At 46.4% G+C, this 17583-nt stretch carries 14 protein-coding genes and 1 pseudogene (1 of these 15 only partly in view); 6 read left to right on the top strand and 9 right to left on the bottom strand.

All coding sequences use genetic code 11. The annotated features are described in order from the left end of the window. From EYO21_07400 to EYO21_07410, 3 genes and pseudogenes are all read right to left on the bottom strand, one after another. A pseudogene (locus EYO21_07400) lies at positions 1 to 1325 on the bottom strand (hypothetical protein) (it extends 109 nt beyond the left edge of the window). Further along, the gene (locus EYO21_07405) at positions 1322 to 2503 is read right to left on the bottom strand and encodes a hypothetical protein (GenBank protein ID HIB03629.1); all 1182 of its coding nucleotides are present in this window, start codon (positions 2501 to 2503) and stop codon (positions 1322 to 1324) included. The pseudogene EYO21_07400 and the gene EYO21_07405 overlap by 4 nt, the downstream one beginning before the upstream one ends. Then, positions 2484 to 3266 carry a UDP-2,3-diacylglucosamine diphosphatase gene (locus tag EYO21_07410; GenBank protein HIB03630.1) on the bottom strand — a complete coding sequence of 261 codons (783 nt, stop codon included), beginning with the start codon at positions 3264 to 3266 and terminating at the stop codon, positions 2484 to 2486. Before EYO21_07410 ends, EYO21_07405 begins: the two co-directional genes overlap by 20 nt. Before the next feature lie 131 nt (positions 3267 to 3397). Here EYO21_07410 and EYO21_07415 point away from each other — a divergent pair, with 131 nt between their 5' ends. The 5 genes from EYO21_07415 to EYO21_07435 all read left to right on the top strand — a co-directional run bounded on the left by EYO21_07415 (position 3398) and on the right by EYO21_07435 (position 9879). Continuing rightward, positions 3398 to 6538 (top strand): hypothetical protein, encoded by a 3141-nt coding sequence (locus EYO21_07415; GenBank protein HIB03631.1) that lies wholly within the window; start codon positions 3398 to 3400, stop codon positions 6536 to 6538. 97 nt (positions 6539 to 6635) lie between these two features. After that, positions 6636 to 7982, top strand: coding sequence for a DNA repair protein RadA (gene radA, locus EYO21_07420; protein ID HIB03632.1), 1347 nt, complete (start codon positions 6636 to 6638; stop codon positions 7980 to 7982). Next, positions 7983 to 8285: a hypothetical protein gene (locus EYO21_07425; GenBank protein ID HIB03633.1), complete on the top strand. Its 303-nt coding sequence runs from the start codon at positions 7983 to 7985 to the stop codon at positions 8283 to 8285. A gap of 3 nt (positions 8286 to 8288) precedes the next feature. Further along, complete coding sequence (tgt, locus tag EYO21_07430) at positions 8289 to 9419, top strand: tRNA guanosine(34) transglycosylase Tgt (protein ID HIB03634.1); 1131 nt, start codon at positions 8289 to 8291, stop codon at positions 9417 to 9419. Continuing rightward, positions 9412 to 9879, top strand: a complete 468-nt coding sequence (locus tag EYO21_07435; GenBank protein ID HIB03635.1) for an NUDIX pyrophosphatase — start codon at positions 9412 to 9414, stop codon at positions 9877 to 9879. The genes tgt and EYO21_07435 overlap by 8 nt, the downstream gene beginning before the upstream one ends. Before the next feature lie 6 nt (positions 9880 to 9885). On the opposite strand, the gene EYO21_07440 is transcribed toward EYO21_07435, so the two are convergent. From EYO21_07440 to EYO21_07465, 6 genes are read right to left on the bottom strand one after another with little or no spacing between them, the layout of a single operon-like run. Next, complete coding sequence (locus EYO21_07440) at positions 9886 to 10983, bottom strand: long-chain fatty acid--CoA ligase (protein HIB03636.1); 1098 nt, start codon at positions 10981 to 10983, stop codon at positions 9886 to 9888. 2 nt (positions 10984 to 10985) lie between these two features. Then, complete coding sequence (locus EYO21_07445; protein HIB03637.1) at positions 10986 to 11606, bottom strand: flavin reductase family protein; 621 nt, start codon at positions 11604 to 11606, stop codon at positions 10986 to 10988. Beyond that, complete coding sequence (gene fahA / locus EYO21_07450) at positions 11603 to 12889, bottom strand: fumarylacetoacetase (GenBank protein ID HIB03638.1); 1287 nt, start codon at positions 12887 to 12889, stop codon at positions 11603 to 11605. Before fahA ends, EYO21_07445 begins: the two co-directional genes overlap by 4 nt. Positions 12890 to 12935: 46 nt before the next feature. Further along, positions 12936 to 14117, bottom strand: coding sequence for a homogentisate 1,2-dioxygenase (locus EYO21_07455; protein ID HIB03639.1), 1182 nt, complete (start codon positions 14115 to 14117; stop codon positions 12936 to 12938). Next, entirely contained in the window at positions 14117 to 15250 is a 1134-nt protein-coding gene (gene hppD, locus EYO21_07460) for a 4-hydroxyphenylpyruvate dioxygenase (GenBank protein HIB03640.1), read from the bottom strand. Before hppD ends, EYO21_07455 begins: the two co-directional genes overlap by 1 nt. Positions 15251 to 15308: 58 nt before the next feature. Beyond that, the gene (locus EYO21_07465; GenBank protein HIB03641.1) at positions 15309 to 16394 is read right to left on the bottom strand and encodes a histidinol-phosphate transaminase; all 1086 of its coding nucleotides are present in this window, start codon (positions 16392 to 16394) and stop codon (positions 15309 to 15311) included. Between the two features lie 177 nt (positions 16395 to 16571). Here EYO21_07465 and EYO21_07470 point away from each other — a divergent pair, with 177 nt between their 5' ends. After that, entirely contained in the window at positions 16572 to 17540 is a 969-nt protein-coding gene (locus tag EYO21_07470; GenBank protein ID HIB03642.1) for a cystathionine beta-synthase, read from the top strand. The last annotated feature ends 43 nt before the right edge of the window (positions 17541 to 17583 follow it).

The following is a 17583-nucleotide window of genomic DNA, read 5'->3' on the forward strand; positions in this document are numbered from 1 at the left end:
CCGATGTTTCTTACCCTTCCCAAGAATTCTTCGCGGTTGGGATACTCTATTTTTTCATAATCACCGACAAATTCTACTTTAGGACCAGGAAAATATTGCTCATCGTATTCAAGGATGTAATTCTGATCTATCACTAGTTTTCCCAAGGTAGTTTCCATAATGATCACATCGAGGTTCTCAGCAAGTTTGTATCCAACAATGACAGTGCCGTTTTTTAAAGTAATTTTGTGTCGTAATACTGGAAGCTTCAAAATGTTCAGGACATCTTCGTCAAGTTCAGGGAGCCCTTTTTCAGCAAACTCGTAATAGCGGACCACACCTTTTAAAGAATCGATCTGGGTGCGAAAAAATGACATGCTTGTACCCAAGGAAAAGAAAAGTGAGTCTGATTCATTTTTTTGGCTTGTGATGCTGTCAACGATACTTACTGAAAGATTTCCAATCTGATCCTTCAATGCCGCATCAGTCTGTCGAATGACCGTGCCCATAGAATCAGCGACTTGTGTCTGTCTGGTCCGTGTTGTATCAATTCTGGCACTCAGTTGATCTATACGTGATTTGCTTTCTTCCAGATCGGTGGTGAGTTTTTTCTCCCGATCAAGAAAAGAAACCATTTCCTGTTTGGCCGTACCGTAATCGGCGACTGTCTGCCTCAACTCTTCCATCTCTTTCGTCATTTCCTCTACGCTTTTTACAACTTCGAAGAAAAGATCCACCGAATCGGACTCAAAGATAAACGTGCTTCCCGTTTCGAGACTATCTGGTGGTAACGGCAGAGCTGATTCAATTGTGCGGAGTTCTTCTACCAGAACGCGAGCATTTGATTCAATGGCACTTTTCTCAATTTCATCGATTACCTGATCAATAGCACTGCCGGAAACGGAGAGAGAATAACTGGCATATTTGGCTTCCAGATTGTTTCGGCCTCTGGTTGTGGTTGCGTAAGATTTACTGTCCGTAGGTAGATAGCCGATGAATGCGTCCAAATCAAAAATTAGATCTTTGAAAGTGGTTTCTTCCTGAGATTGGAGACTTGTCATTTCATTGTTTTCACTTGTTGTAATCAGTTCATCAGACAAGGCTGTAATGGTAGCATCTACGCGGCTTTCAGATAGTGTGATTAGAGTGCCGATGTTTTTCCGTGCCCGGTTGGCAGTGGGGAAAAACTCCAGTCGCTCCTGGGCTGATCCTCCGGCGGTGGGAACTTGAGCAGTGGTGGCTATCGGTTTAGGCGGTGAAGGGCGCGACTGCAATGTTTGAGAACCGCCGCAGCCCCAAGTCATGGCTAGAACAATGAGACAAAGAAACAACCGAGGAATATTCATTTTTCCAGTTTAGAAGCTTCTAACGCTTTTTCCTGGGCGATGAGGCCAGCATTTCTGATCTTTGTTTTGTACGTATCGTAGGCACCTAGTGTATGCGCAAGTTCAATGATGTATGGGTAATATTCGTAGCTTTCAGGATCTTCCAGCATGGGGAGGATCAATTCAAATGTTCCCGGATCTCTGAAGTTACCGAGATTCAGGATTGCCTTGACTCGGAGCGACCGCGGCACATTATCTTGCATGGCGATCTCAACAAGAGTTGGTTTCACTACCGGGTCGTTGAAATTACCCAATGCATCTAGAAGTGTGCTGAGAAGGGAGTAGTAGGATGCTTGTCCCTGACTGTAGGTATCCAGCAATGCGAGAATGAGACGCTCTTCCTTCACATCTTTCATAGTGTGAATGGCGAAATCACGGATCTGAGACTCCATAGAGGGATCGGTGAGCATTTCAACGAACATTCCCACAATTCTGGCATCATTTTTTCTTCCGGCGAGGATTTCTAGTGAACGGTTTCTGGTCTTTACATCTAACGACTCATCTTTTGCCAAGAAAATGAGGACGGGAACAACTTCGTTCTCATCCATAGATGCCAAGGTGTTGGAAACCATGGTAGCGGTACTGTAAAAAGCGGCCCTACTCCGCTCATAAATGTCTATGAGTGCAAGGACCTTATTCTCGGGTTTAACGTTCTTGAGACTTTTGAAGGTGGCGGCCTGAACTTGTCTGAGTTTATCATCCACTGCAAAGATAGATTCCATCAGAGCGCCTGAAGCAACGGGGTCTTCCTGAAATTCTGAAAGAACTCCCACACTGGTGATCATCAGTTCAATATTGAGTGCTTTGGCCTTTTTTACATATTCGGCCAGAGCGTCGAGGGCGAGGGGGTGCTGTGTTTCCGCCATGGCGCGGACGGCCGATTTTCGCACATCCAGATGCTGTTCCTCATCCTGATAAATGGCAATGAGTTCTTCCAGCGCACCCATGTCGCCTTCAATGTAGGAGACGCGAAGTTCTTCAACCGTTTGCGGAGAGACGGCCTCAACTTCACCCTTTTTACTCAAGCGGTTGAAGAGATTTTTTGCCTGGGAACATCCTGTTGATGACAGACTCGTAAACACAATCAGCAACGCGACAGACCACCTTTTCACCCTTGGATTAATATTCAACTTTCTCATTCTCCCAACTTTTCAGGAAAAGACTTTCTCCATCAAAATAACCGTAGGAATGATACTTAATCCAGTCACCGAGGATGAGAAACTGACCATTCTCCAGCCGGATATCCTTATGCTGATGATAATGCCCCATGATGACATAATCAATACCATTTTTACACTGTTCCTCAGAGTATTGCGTCAGTTCTTCAACAATTTGTTCTTTCTGTTCTGGCGTGTAGTGGTCGTAGTCCCCGTTTCTTGAAAAGTTTTTTGCGATGGCATAAGCAATGTCCGGATGAAGCCATCGATAAAAAAATATAAATACACGATTCCGTAGAAGGCCCCGAAGTGCACGGTAACCCCGATCCCAAGACAGCAGGCCGTCTCCATGGTTGATCAGGAATCGTTTTCCTTCTATGTCGAGGGTGACTCCCTTTGGGTATACTTTATTGAAAAGTGTCTCCTCCAGGAATTCCCGCCCCCAGAAGTCGTGATTCCCCGGAATAAAGTGGAGATTCACACCATTTAACTTTGCATCATTGAGGACAGTCAAAATATCGAAATACGCTTTCGGCATGACATGTTTGTATTCGAACCAAAAATCGAACAGATCACCCACGATAAAGAGCGTTCCTCCCGTTCCGGCGACGTGCCGGACGAACTCAATCAGTCGTTCGCGCTTTCCGACCTCATCGGCGGAGCCGTTCAGACTCAGGTGAACATCTGATATGAAATACAGAGGAAGCTTCACAGCGCAGGAACTTAGTTTAAGGCTTCTCGTCAATCAAATAAAATGTGGGGAGTAATGTGCGTTGCCTCACTTGACATAAGATATTTTTCTGCCTATGTTTTATGTGACATGTGGAGTTTGGATTAAAAGGAACTCACACTTATTATCTTGAGTAAGAAAATGAGATGAAAAGACTTATTTTAATTACACTGTCAATTTTTCTGGTGGCCGATTTTGCCTCAGCTCAGGTATTTGGGCAGAACAAGGTCCAATACAGGAAATTCGACTGGCAATTTATCCAGTCTCCCCATTTTGATATTTATTTTTACAATGGAGGTCAGCCTCTGGCTGAGTTTACAACGGAAGCAGTAGAAGAAGCTTACTCTCAGGTCTCCAGATATCTCGACTGGCAACTCCGGAAGCGCGTTTCCATCATCATCTACAATTCACATAATGATTTTCAACAGACCAATGTTACGATGGAATACATGCCTGAGGGTGTCGGCGGCGTGACGGAGCTTTTTAAGAACCGGATCGTGATCCCTTTCGAAGGTTCTTATGATCAGTTTCGTCATGTGATCCACCACGAACTTGTCCACGCCATGATCAATGATCTGGTGTACGGTGGTTCAGTGCAAAGTATTGTCTCCAACAGAGTACAGCTGGTGATTCCTCTTTGGATGAATGAAGGTCTTGCCGAATACCTTTCCAGTCAGTGGGATACTCAGGCGGATATGATAATGAGGGACGTGGCCGTACACGACAGGATTCCTGAGATTCAAGAACTGAACTATTATCTAGCCTATAAGGGTGGGCAGTCGGTCTGGAAGTTTGTTGTTGAGAAATACGGCTGGCAGAAAGTGGGTGAGATATTTGCCCAGTCCAAACGGCGGCAGGATGTAGAGAGAGGATTCCAAAAGTCTATGGGACTGAGTTTTGAGGACCTTACGGACCAGTGGCACAAAAATCTGAAAAAAGAATACTGGCCTGACGTAGCCGGCAGAGACGAGCTTGAAGACTACGCCCAGCAAGTTACAGATCACAAAGAGATCAACAACTATTTCAACATTTCTCCAGCTCTTTCTCCCGATGGGAGCCGTATTGCAATTATCAGTGACCGAAGTGGTTATTCTGACGTTATGTTGATCTCTGCAAGTGATGGTGAATTGATCAAGAAACTTGTAAAAGGAAACCGGACGCCGGATTTTGAAGAGCTGAAGCTTTTACAGCCGGGGATATCCTGGGCTCCGGATGGGAAACATATTGTTCTCGCCGCAAAAGCGGGCGGCTCTGATGCGTTGTTTCTTATTGATGTGGATAGCGGGGAAAAAGAAAAAATCACCTTTGAACTTGACGGTCTTTTCACTGCCGCGTGGAGTCCTGACGGAAAAAAAATCGCCTTTGTTGGCAACAAGAACGATGCTAGTGACCTTTATATCTACGATTTAAAGAGCAAGGAACTGGAAAATCTGACCAATGATGTCTTTTCTGACTCAGAACCGACTTGGTCTCCCGATGGTCAGTACATTGCTTTCGTTTCGGACCGTGGTGAATTTCCCGAGGCTCCAGATGATTTCAATATGTTCCAGCACGGCTATGACCAGACTGATCTTTTTCTTATGGAGTTTGAGACGAGAAAAATTGAGCGGCTCACCGATACACCTTTCAGGGAGAACTTTCCTGTTTTCGCCCATACATCTAATGCTCTGGCTTACACATCAGACGCCAGCGGTGTATGGAACCTCTATATACTTGATCTGGATAAAGATGAATCTCGGTCCATCAGCAATGTCCTTACCGGTATCTTCCAGCTCAGCTTGTCGAGAGATGATCAGATGCTGGTTTTCTCAGGCTATTCGGGGGTTGGTTGGGATATTTATTCTCTCAGCAATCCTCTTTCGCATGAAGAGATGGAGGTTAAACCTTCTAATTTCGTTCTGACGGGTACAGATGAGGATCCTCTTGATCTTGTAAAGGCCGAGAAAGACACAGTTGGGCAGAGGATTGAATTAGAATGGGCAGATAATGCTTTTGCCAGATGGATTTTTGCTCCAGAATATGCGCACTATAATGATGGGATTTTTGATTCGACCACTGTGGAGTCTATTGAACCACTTGCTGTATCGAGTTACAAGGATTCAGATGGTTCATACCTTGCCCAATCTTATAAAACACGCTTTACATTGGATCTTGTTAGTGGTCAAGCCATGTACAGCAATCTCTGGGGTGCCATGGGGACAACCATTTTTGCGTTCAGTGATATCTTGGGAGATCACCGGATTTATGTCGGCACCGAAATGGTGATGAATCTTGAAAATAGTGATTATTTTGTTATGTACAGCTATTTGAAACCACGAAATGATCTGAACGTCGGCATATTCCACACATCAAACATCTTTGGTTCTCAGTGGAACTTTCTGAGGCTAAGATATCTCAGCATGGATATGTCTGTTTCAAGACCTATCAGCAGATTCCAGCGTTTAAATTTTGGTCTGACGAATCATTTCGTTAACAGCAAGGAGTACGTTCTCGTGGCGTACAACCAGTACTCTCTCGCCGTCGATGAATCACTTCGTATTTTGTCATATTCTCTGAGCTGGACTTATGACAACAGTCAGTGGGGTTTTACGTCCCCATCGGACGGCTGGAGAGCTAATGCACAGTTCTCACAGAGTCTCGATCTTTTTGGATATCCTCTCGATTTCAAGACAGTCCTCTTTGATGCTCGCCGTTATTTCAGAGTCGGTAGACTCTACAGTTTTGCTTTCCGAGCCATGGGTGGATTTAGTTTTGGCGCGAATCCACAAAGATTTTTCCTTGGTGGCACGCAGAACTGGCTATTCGGTTCTGGCTATACTGATGGTAAACGTGATCCTGCCCGGTGGAACGATGATGAGGATGCTGACATTTGGGATAGTGAAGACAGTAACTACCTTAAGGATCTTTATTTCTCGATTTTTGTACTTCCCGTCCGGGGTGCCAGGCTGGTGGAGAAAAATGGAACAAAGGTTTTCCTGACAAATTATGAATTCAGATTTCCATTTGTGAATTATCTTGCACTCGGCTTTCCGCTAAAAGTCATCTTAGGTAACATTCAAGGTGTTCTCTTTATTGATGCCGGTGCGGCATGGGATGAGAATTTTCAATTCCGATCTACCGATTCAGTCACGGGTCTCACCGATTTTGATGATTTTGTTGCTACTTACGGAGCGGGATTGAGGATTAACATTGGCTATACCATCATCCGGTTCGATGCAGCCAAGGACTATACCATGCACGGCAGTTCCAAGTGGCAGTATTACATTTCTCTGGGTACCGACTTCTAGGTTACATTATTTGAGTTGGCGGTCTCTAATAACCGTCGAAAACCCTCTTTGTTCTTGATTTTCCTCGGAGGAATCATCAACTTCATCTTACTCAGTTATGGCTAAGGCCTCACCCAAAACTGTCTTTCTCTGTTCTGAATGCGGCAACGATTTCCCCAAGTGGAACGGCAAGTGCCCTGCCTGTAATGAATGGGGCACGCTGAAAGAGTACACTCCGCCCGCTGGCGGCCGACGAGGACAAGGACGGGCGGATACTCCGCCTCTCACGTCTCTTGAAAACATCCTCGCCAATGGAAATTCGAAACGTGCCACCACAGGTATCAGTGAACTGGACCGTGTTTTAGGCGGCGGTTTCCTCAGAGGAGCCGTGGTACTGCTGGGTGGCAATCCAGGTATCGGTAAATCGACACTGGCTTTGCAGGCTGCGGTGGCGGTGAGAGGTTCAACGCTATATGTTTCAGCTGAAGAAAGTCAGGAACAGATTGGATTGAGAGCAAAAAGACTTGGCGCCTCGGGAGGAAAAGTCTCCATTACATCGGAAAATCGATGGGAAGGGATTGAGGAACAGATCAGTTTGTTGAAACCGGAATATTTTGTGATTGATTCCATTCAAACCATCTTTACAGAAAGGGGCGATGCACTTCCTGGTGCTATCAGTCAGGTGAGAGAATGCGGGCAGAAAATCCTTGATGTATGCAAGTCCCGAGGTACCACCGCAATCATTATCGGTCACGTCACCAAGGAAGGCGTTATTGCCGGACCGCGAATGCTGGAGCATATGGTGGATACAGTGCTTTACCTTGAAGGAGACACTCGTCACGACTATCGCCTACTCCGGGCGGTGAAGAATCGCTTCGGTTCCACCAATGAAGTTGGTGTTTTTGAAATGACTGGTGAAGGGATGACGGAAGTGGAGAATCCGTCTGAAATGTTTTTGGCTGAGCGGCAATCTGATGCAGTCGGCTCGGCAGTTTTCCCCAGTATGGAAGGAACCAGAACAATCCTTGTGGAAGTTCAGGCATTGGTTTCCAATGCCAGCTTCGGAACGCCTCAGCGCAATGTTACCGGTTTCGATCTGAGACGTCTTTCAATGCTTCTAGCAGTACTGGAGAAACGGTTGGGTGTAATAGTTGGAACGAGCGATGTTTTTGTGAATGTGGTGGGTGGCATGCGAATAGATGAGCCGGCGGCGGACCTGGCAGTCATTTCCGCTGTGGCATCCAGCAAGAAAGATCAAGCAGTGCCAGGTGATACCGTCCTTATGGGAGAAATAGGTCTTGCCGGAGAGTTGAGATCCATCGCTGGCATGGATAGCAGGCTGAAAGAAGCAAAGCGACTCGGTTTCAAACAGGCCGTCGTTCCTCACAAAGGGGCGAAGAAAGTGCAAGGGCTCCATCTGACGGCATGCCGAACCGTGTCAGAAGCCTTCAAAGCGATCTTCTAATTGAAACTCTACGGCATTTTTTCGTCGCTGACCTTTGTATGGCGGATGAAATTTAGTTATAGTCGTTTGACAGCGGTTTTTCTGGCTTGCTTATTCTTTGGGTGCAATGAGCCGTGTTGGGAAGAGGATTCTGCCTGCAAGCTCGAGCCCGATCCGGGACCTTGTGAAGCGGCAATTATCATGTATTATTTTGACAAACGTTCCGGTGACTGCGAATTCTTCTATTGGGGTGGCTGTGATGGGGTTGCTCCATTTAACAGTTTGGATACATGTGAAGAGGCGTGTGTCTGCAACAGCGGGTGAGGCATGAGTTTTACAGTAGAATCAGAAGATACTGCTTCTTCAGCACGCGTTGGTTACCTAGTAACTTCCCGGGGCGATATACCAACGCCTGCTTTCATGCCTATCGGTACTTATGGTGCCGTTAAGACACTCTCACCAAGGAATCTGAAAGAGGTAGGTGCTGATATTATTCTGGGTAACACTTACCACCTTTATCTCCGACCGGGGATGGACATTATCAAAGATGCGGGCGGGCTCCACAAGTTCATGGCGTGGGAGAGACCCATTCTTACCGACAGCGGTGGTTTCCAGATCTTCAGCCTGGCTGAGCTGAGGAAAATCAGCGACGACGGCGTCATATTCACGTCGACTCTTGACGGCAGTGGACATTTTTTGACGCCCGAACTTTCTATGGAGATTCAGCTGACGCTGGGTAGTGATATTATCATGGCATTTGATGAATGTCCGCCCGGCGGCTCAGATGACGCTACTCTAACTGGAGCCGTCAATAGAACAGAAAAGTGGGCTGACCGTTGCTATAAATTTCTGCAAGAAAATGAAGGATTTGGAGAGTCTGGCACTCATTTTTTCCCCATTGTTCAAGGCGGCGTGGACGAAGAGCTCAGAAAACAGAGTGCCGAGACCGTTCTTCCTTTCGCCCAAAGCGGAATTGCTATAGGCGGGTTGGCGGTAGGTGAAGAAAAAGAAGCAATGTTTGAAACGGTAGTGTTGATGAACGATATTTTACCAAAAGATAAGCTGAGGTACCTCATGGGTGTGGGAAAGCCGGAAGATATTATCAATGCTGTGTTAAGAGGTATTGATCTGTTTGACTGTGTCATTCCAACCCGGAACGCAAGGAATGGCCAGTTTTTTACCTGGGACGGGAAACTCAATATCCACAACAGCCGATTCAAAGAAGACTTCTCTCCCATCAGTGAAAACTGCTCTTGTTATACTTGCGTCACATTCACCAGGGCTTATCTCCGGCATCTTTTTAAACTGAATGAGGTTCTTGTTCTTCACCTCGCTTCGCTCCATAATGTTACATTTTATCTCGAATTTATGAGCACGATCCGACAAGAGATTGAAGAAGGGACCTTTGACCGATGGGCAAAAGACACACTGTTAGCAGTCTCCTCCTCAAATGACTGATATGGCAGTGACACATATTGACAGTTATCCTTATCGATTTGGTAAGGATGGCTGTCCTATCTTCCTGCTGTTAAGGCGACAGATGAAGAAACGTTACGGGCACCTTTGGCAAGGCGTTGCGGGAAAGATTGAAGAGGGAGAGACGGCGATGCAGACGCTCCTGAGAGAGATTGAGGAGGAGACGGGACTTCGCCCAAAGCGTGTTTTTGTGGCCGATCATGTCACTTCTTTCTACCAGAGTTATAACGACAGAATAAACAGTGTCCCCGTTTTTGGTGTGGAAGTAGACTCAGCCGAAGTTCGCCTTTCTGAAGAACATGTGGATTATCAGTGGCTGCAATTCGAGAAGGCGGTGAAGATACTGACATGGAACGAGCAAAAAAAAGCGCTGTCAGTTATCAACGGCATGCTCATGTCTGACGACGGCCGGATCGATTGGTCCGAAGTCGAGATCGGTTAGTTTGAATCAGGAAATGGTCGCAAAGAATGACCTGACTCTTTCAGGACCGATCTGAGAAAGGCCGGTCAATCCCGTATTAAACCAACCGTGTGCAAAGGCTTTTCTATCGGCTTCTTTGTTGTTGAAATAACCTTTCATGATGTTGTGGCCACGCACCGCTATCTGTCCCTTCTCGCCGTTAGGTAACTTTTCCCCGCTTTCATCAAGGATTGTCATCTCACAAAGGTGGAGAGGTGTTCCGACTGGAATCAGGTTTTCCGTAACTTTTTCACTGGCTTGGGAAAAACTGGCGAAACCCGTTAGCTCCGGCATGAAAAAGCCGGCGGTGATTTGGGGGTGATTTACTCCTGAAAAAGATGTGTGAGGGACAACTGTCTCATCTGCTTCAAGCCCTAGTTTCGGAGTGCAGGAAAATGCAGTGTGGACCGGTTCGATTAAATTGCCTGACGAACCATCTTTCGTGAAGAGGACCCGGCAGCCGGCGTAAAGGGCGGTCATCACCCCACCGCTGAGGGTCAAGAGCTCGCTGACCGGCTCGGGGCAAAGGAGGATATCATCGTCTCTGAAATTGAACCTTTCGGCAATAGCCATTCCGTTTACTATCAGGTTGTAGTGGGAGAGGACAACTATAAGATTATTTCCATTGTTTATCCTAAGACTGTCATCGGCAAGTTTTGATTTTTTGCCAACGGCCGCTGTGTCAGCTTCCCCATCCAGCGCGCCCTCAAATTCTGTTAGATCGCTGGGGAAAATGGGTGATGATATATTTATTAGATCTACTGTTCCACCCACAGCCCAAATCCCGAAAATTTGTATCAGTACTGCCAGTGGTTCGTCCAAAGTGAGGCCGACCGTGTCACCAAATTTAATTTTCTCCCGGCGAAGGTAGTTGGCGCATTGTGAAACTCGTTTGAAGAAAAAAGTGAAGGAAACTTCTTCCCGGCCGCTCCCATCCTCAATGATAAGAAAAGTTCTATCTCCGTAACGCCTGACCTGGGAATCGAGAAGTGATCGGATACTGGGGTAGGGGATCATAATCTCCGATGGTGGGACCCCTCGAATGGACTGTGCTGATTCTCTGTTAGCCTGAAGTTTTTCGTCCACCGTCAATCGGGGTGGACTTTGCGGACTATATCGAAAATCTCACTGATCTTGGTGTAGCTGTTCCCTGCCAGTCTGCCTAAGGGCTTGAGAGTGTCGATATCAATTTTTCCATCCTGAAAAACATCATCATCAACGTGAAACATGACAATTGTACCGATAACCACAAAACCGGCACCGGCACCGCCATCACCAATCTCCACAATCTGGTTTAGCTTACATTCAAAGCTCACTTTTGATTCGGCCACGCGGGGCGCTTTCACTTTTTCAGCCGTTCTAGGTGTGAGCCCTGAGATCTCAAATTCATCCACACTAGGCGGGTAATCGGTGGCGCAGGCTACCATCTGTTTACCTATTTCTTCTGAAACAATGTTAACCGTGAATTCTTCTGTTTCGCGAATGTTGTTAAGTGTATCCTTGGTTAAACCGTCATATCCACGTCTACCAGGCGCAAACATGATAGTAGGTGGATTGGAGCAAACACCGTTAAAATAGGAGAAAGGTGCCAAATTATTGAGACCGTCGTTAGACACGCTAGAAACGAATGCTATGGGTCTCGGTACTATGGAACCGATCATCAGTTTGTGATTTTCAGCGAAAGTTTGTTTTTCCGGGTCGATAATCATTCTTCCATAGCCGGCAGAATTTTCCCCGCACATTCCCCAAAACCTACACGATAACCGTCTCCCTGGCACCAGCCTGTCAGGGTAACCGTATCACCATCTTGAAGAAACTTTCTGGTTTCGCCGCTTGAGAGAGTAATAGGTTCCTCTCCTCTCCAAGTGAGTTCCAGCAGACTGCCCCGGTTTTTTTTGGCAGGTCCTGAGATGGTCCCTGAAGCCATGAGATCTCCTGTCCTGACATCACATCCCGTGGCAGTGTGATGGGCCAGTTGCTGATGTACATCCCAGTATAAATAGTTGAAATTGCTTTGGACAATAGTTCCCATTTTATCTGAACCTTCAGGGGTCAAATTGACTTCCAGGTGAATGTTGTACGTTCTGTTACCCTCAGATTTGAGATAGCGTAGGGGTTCCGGGTTTTGTTCCGGTGCCGGGCATTTGAACGGTGCCAATGCGTCCATGGAGACAATCCACGGAGAGATAGTGGTCCCAAAGTTTTTGGCAAGGAAAGGTCCCAGCGGTTGATACTCCCAAGTTTGGATATCCCGGGCTGACCAGTCATTCACCAAAACCATTCCGAAAATATGATCTATGGCATCATTCACTGAAATCGATTTCCCCAATTTACTGGCCGGTCCCACAAAGAAACCCATCTCAAGTTCAAAATCAAGAACATTACTGGGACCGAAGACAGGGGCATGGGCATCTTTCGAAAAGGTCTGACCTTTGGGTCGATGGAGCGGCGTTCCGGAAATGATGACGGAAGAAGCCCTACCATGGTAAGCTACAGGTAGGTGAAGCCAGTTTGGCATGAGGGCTTTTTCCGGCCCACGAATCAAAGTACCCACATTGGTGGCGTGCTCCCTTGAAGAGTAAAAATCTGTATAGTCCCCGATGGAAACGGGCATGACCATTTCTACTTCTGAAGCAGGAATTAAAACCTTATTCTTCAAATCTTCATTGTCCCGGATGGCTGGGTTGTCAGCCTGGAACAGGTGACTTAGTGCCTGGCGAACGACCTTCCATGCATCTCGGCCAAGGGCCATGAAGTCGTTGAGTGAGGATCCTTGGAAAACATTTTTTCCGGCAATTTCGGTGGTTGAAAAGACACCACGTCTTTCAATCTCGGTGAGACTCAAAACAGAATCACCAATGGCTGTCACCAGAAAAGGTTTTTTACCAGTTTTTCTGATGGCGGCACCGTAAGGGAGGTTCTGGATGGGAAAGTGGGAGTCGGGTGATACATCAACCCAAGATTTCAGTTTTGGATCGGTAGTTTCGTCCATATTTGGGATATTAGTGGGCCGCGAGGTGTAAACCAGTCAGGAGCCGTTATTCCCCAAGAGTGTTATCGAAATTACCTTCCACCCAGGATTTGGAATAATTGGGATCTTCAATATCAAGTGCCTCTTTGGCTACAAGAAGGGGATAAAAAGTATCTACCATCACAGCCAGTTCATTGGTCTCTTTCATACCAATGGATGCCTCGTACTTTCCAGGGTGAGGACCATGGGTGATACCGTCAGGATGTAGGGTGATTGAACCATATTCCACACCTTTCCGTGACATGAATTCACTCTTGGCATAATAGATGACTTCATCTGACATCACATTAGAGTGATTATAAGGTGCGGGTATAGAATCTTCACCAAAATCGTAGGGTCTTGGGCAAAAAGAACAAACGACAAAATTGTCGCCTTGAAATGTCTGATGGACCGGTGGTGGCTCATGAACACGTCCGACAATGGGCTCGAAATCGTGTATGCTGAAAGCATAAGGGTAATAATACCCGTCCCATCCGACGACATCAAAGGGGTGGTGGTCGAGCGTCACTTCGGTCAGTTGATCTCGCTGCTTTACCATCACCGACGTCGGTTCTTTTTTGTCTACAGTAATAAGGTTCTCAGGAACACGAAAATCTCTTTCGGAGTAGGGGCTACGCTCAATGAGCTGACCGTAATCATTCCGGTATCTTGATGGTGTTCTCGTTTCTCCCTTGCCTTCGGTGATAAAAAAGTGTTGTTCACCCTTGGTAAAACGGTAACGATGCATGATACCTCGCGGAATAATGAGATAGTCTCCTTGAGAGTAGAGAATTTCGCCAAATGCCGTTTCGAGTATGCCTTCTCCGTCACTTACATAGACGATCTCATCTCCCTGGGCATTACGATAGAAAAATTCATCTTCTTTATCAGGAAAAGCCATCCAGAGAGCCACATCATTATTGAACATAATGGGCGTACGATCCAATACAGGACTGCCTCCTTTATTAAGTTTAGAGGTATAGAAGTGCCGCATCCTCAAACTGCGATCAGGATCTTCTTCTAGTTTCACTTCGCGAACCAGTTTGGTGCCGACAACAGCAGTGGGGCGGTAAATGTGGTAAATAAGAGACGAAGGTCCGTCAAAACCTTTATTGCCTTTCAGTTCTTCGTGGTAGATCTTGCCGTTATCATCGCGGAATGCTATATGCCTCTTCCGTGGAATCTTACCAAGTGTGTGATATCTGTGCATCAGAGGTTCCCTCTGAGAGCTTGCTCGCACTCGATTGCCTTGAACAACGCCTTAAAATTTCCAAAACCGAAACCTTGGCTTCCTTTACGTTGAATGATCTCATAGAAGAGAGTGGGACGGTCTTCAACCGGTTTTGTGAAAAGCTGTAGTAGGTAACCTTCATCATCCCTGTCCACCAGAATGCGGAGATCGCGTATGGTGTCCAGACTTTCATCGATCCTACCGACACGATCTTCAAGCATATCATAGTAGGAATCTGGTACTTCCAGAAATTCGACACCGTTTTCTCGGAGTTTTATAATTGTCCCAAGTATATCACCGGTAAGAAAAGCCACGTGCTGCACACCGGGGCCATTATAAAAATCGAGGTATTCCTCAATCTGAGATTTTTTCTTTCCCTTGGCTGGTTCATTAATTGGAAATTTTATCCTTCCGTTTCCGTTTTGCATCACCTTGGACATGAGGGCACTGTACTTGGTTGAGATATCATCGTCCGTGAAGTGGAGCATTTGTGTAAAGCCCATAACCTCTGCATAGAAATCGACCAGTTCATTCATCTTGCCCAATTCAACATTTGCAACGATGTGGTCTACAACTTTCAATCCGCATTCATTTCCTTTAATTAAAGATTTTTCATAACCCGGCAGGAACGGCCCGTTGTACTGATCTGTGGAGATCAGTGAATGAATTGTGTCACCATATGCATGCACTGCAGCTTTTCGGACAATCCCGTTCTCATCTTTAATATCATGCGGTTCCAACACGGCTTGGGCACCTCTTTCTATCATTACCTCAAAACAGGCATCCACATCATCGACATGGAAGGCAACATCCCGAACGCCATCGCCGTGAGCCATCAAGTGATTGGTCATTCCGTTTCCACTGTTAAGAGGTGTTGATAGAACGAGGCGAATGTTACCTTGGGATAGGACATAAGAGGCATAATCCCGGTTACTCGTTTCCAGACCAGAATAAGCCAACTGTGAAAAGCCAAATGCATTACAGTAATAGTAGGTTGCCTGCTTGGCGTTACCGACCCATAATTCCACATGATGGACTGCCTTGATGGGAACCGGATCTTCCACCGGTGGTGCTGATTTTTTGTTTTCGAGAGTGTCCATCTCCGAAGTCATTTAGGCTCCTGGCAAAGTGTAGTCAAAATTACGCAAAAGAGCAGCTCCTTCGCCACCCTTATAGCACTTTTCGGAAGACGTTTAAACAGGTCTCGTTTTCTTCAAGCAACCCCATGGAGATTCTAATATAATCGGGCCAGCCGAACGGTTTTAAATGGCGTAAAATAACACCTTCTTCCAGAATCTGCTGACAGATATCTCCCGCTTTTTTCTCTGAGGAGAATTTGGTAGTAATAAAGTTGGCGGCGGAAGGGATGGTATTGACCTCCAGCCGCCTAAGCTCTCTAGAAAAATATTCAATCCCATCTTGGGTGAGCTGGACAGTTTTTTCAATGTGATAGTTGTCTTCCAAAGCCGCCAACCCGGCCGCCTGAGCCAGAGAAGAAGGTTCAAAGGGAAGCTTTACTTTCATGAGATTTGATATAAGCTGATCGTGGGCAAAACCATAACCAATTCGTAGACCGCCCAGCCCGTAAGCCTTTGAAAAAGTTCGGAGCGTGATAACGTTGTCGTAACGGTAATGCATGGAATCGGGGTAATCTTTTTGAGATTGAGCGAATTCGAAGTACGCTTCGTCCATGATTATAAGAACACGCTCGGGAACTTTCTCCATGAAGGCATCGAATTCTTCCACTGTGAAATAAGTCCCCATGGGATTATCGGGATTGGCAAGGTAAATGATCTTGGTATATTCATTAATAAATGTCGCCATGGCTTTCAGGTTGTAACGGTGCTCTTTCATGGGTACCCAGTGGACCTGCCTTCCGCTGGCTTTTGCCAAAACAGTAAAACCTATGAATGAGTTCTGTGCGGTGATGATTTCATCTTCAGGAAGCAAAAATGTTCGCATTATAGTGGCCATGATCCCTTCTGAGCCGGCACCTAAGACCACATTGTCAATCTTTACATCGAAGCGTTCAGCCAGTCTCTTGCGCAGATTTAATCCACTGGCGTCGGGATAGCGGTGAAGGTCTTGTTCAGCTTTACGAATCGCTTCCAGTGCCAACGGAGAAGGGCCCAGTGGATTTTCATTAGAAGCAAGTTTTGTGATCTGCTCAAGACCAAGTTCACGCTGAACTTCTTCAATGGATTTACCTGGTTTGTAAGGTGAGAGTTCCTTTATGTTTTTAGGAACCAGCGGCATTAGTTAAATAACATCCCAAACAGGATATTTGAGATCAAAACATTTCGGTTTTTTGCCACTTACCTCATTGGTTAGATTTAGAACGAAAAATTCTTCAAAAGACTCTGTTGGGCTGTGTCATAATTATAAGTAATATCTCGAATTTACATTTAAAGGATCAATGGTGAATGTAATATCATGAGCCTCAATCTGAGTCGGCTTGAGACCATCCTGGAAACTGTGGGCGAGACACCCGTTGTGAAATTCCACCGGGTCGGCTCAGAGCTGGACTGCGACCTGTATGGCAAGTGTGAATTCCTCAATGCTGGCGGATCTGTAAAGGACAGGATCGGTGTGAGGATGGTGGAGGAAGCGGAGAAGTCTGGACGGATCAAACCGGGAGATACGCTTATCGAACCCACTTCGGGCAATACAGGGATCGGTATGGCACTGACGGCCGCCGTTAGAGGGTACCGGATGATCATCACCATGCCGGAAAAGATGAGCAAAGAGAAGGAGGTCGTTCTAAAAGCCCTTGGCGCAGAAATTGTGAGGACGCCTACGGAGGCGGCCTGGGATGATCCGGAAAGTCACATTGGAGTCGCAAAAAAACTAAACGAGGAGATACCTAATTCTTACATACTTGACCAATACAGCAACCTCGACAATCCTGATGCCCATTATCACGGAACGGCGGGAGAGATCCTGGCTCAATTTGGGGAAGATCTGAAGATGGTTGTCATGGGTGTCGGCACAGGGGGGACTATTACAGGAGTGGCCAGAAGGGTGAAAGAAGAACGTCCCGACATCACCATTGTAGGCGCTGATCCCGAAGGTTCCATCCTTGGTGGAGGTGATGAGGTGAAGTCATATATGGTAGAAGGGATCGGCTACGATTTTTTCCCCGATGTGCTTGACAATGCCCTTGTGGATGACTACGTCAAGACCAATGACAAGGACTCATTTCTCACCGCTCGCCGGCTCATCAGCGAAGAAGGACTGCTCATCGGTGGCTCATCAGGGTCTGCAGTTTGGGCGGCGTTGCAGGTTGCGGGACGTTTGAATAAGGGAGAACAGTGTCTTGTAATTCTACCTGATTCTATCAGAAATTATCTCACCAAATTCGTAGATGATGACTGGATGAAAGATCAGGGATTTCTGGATTAATGAGGCACCAAAAGAATAACAATCACCCTTCAAAATGTTCAAG

This window comes from Candidatus Neomarinimicrobiota bacterium (assembly GCA_012964825.1).
In the GTDB taxonomy this organism is placed as follows: Bacteria; Fidelibacterota; Marinisomatia; order Marinisomatales; family S15-B10; genus UBA2125.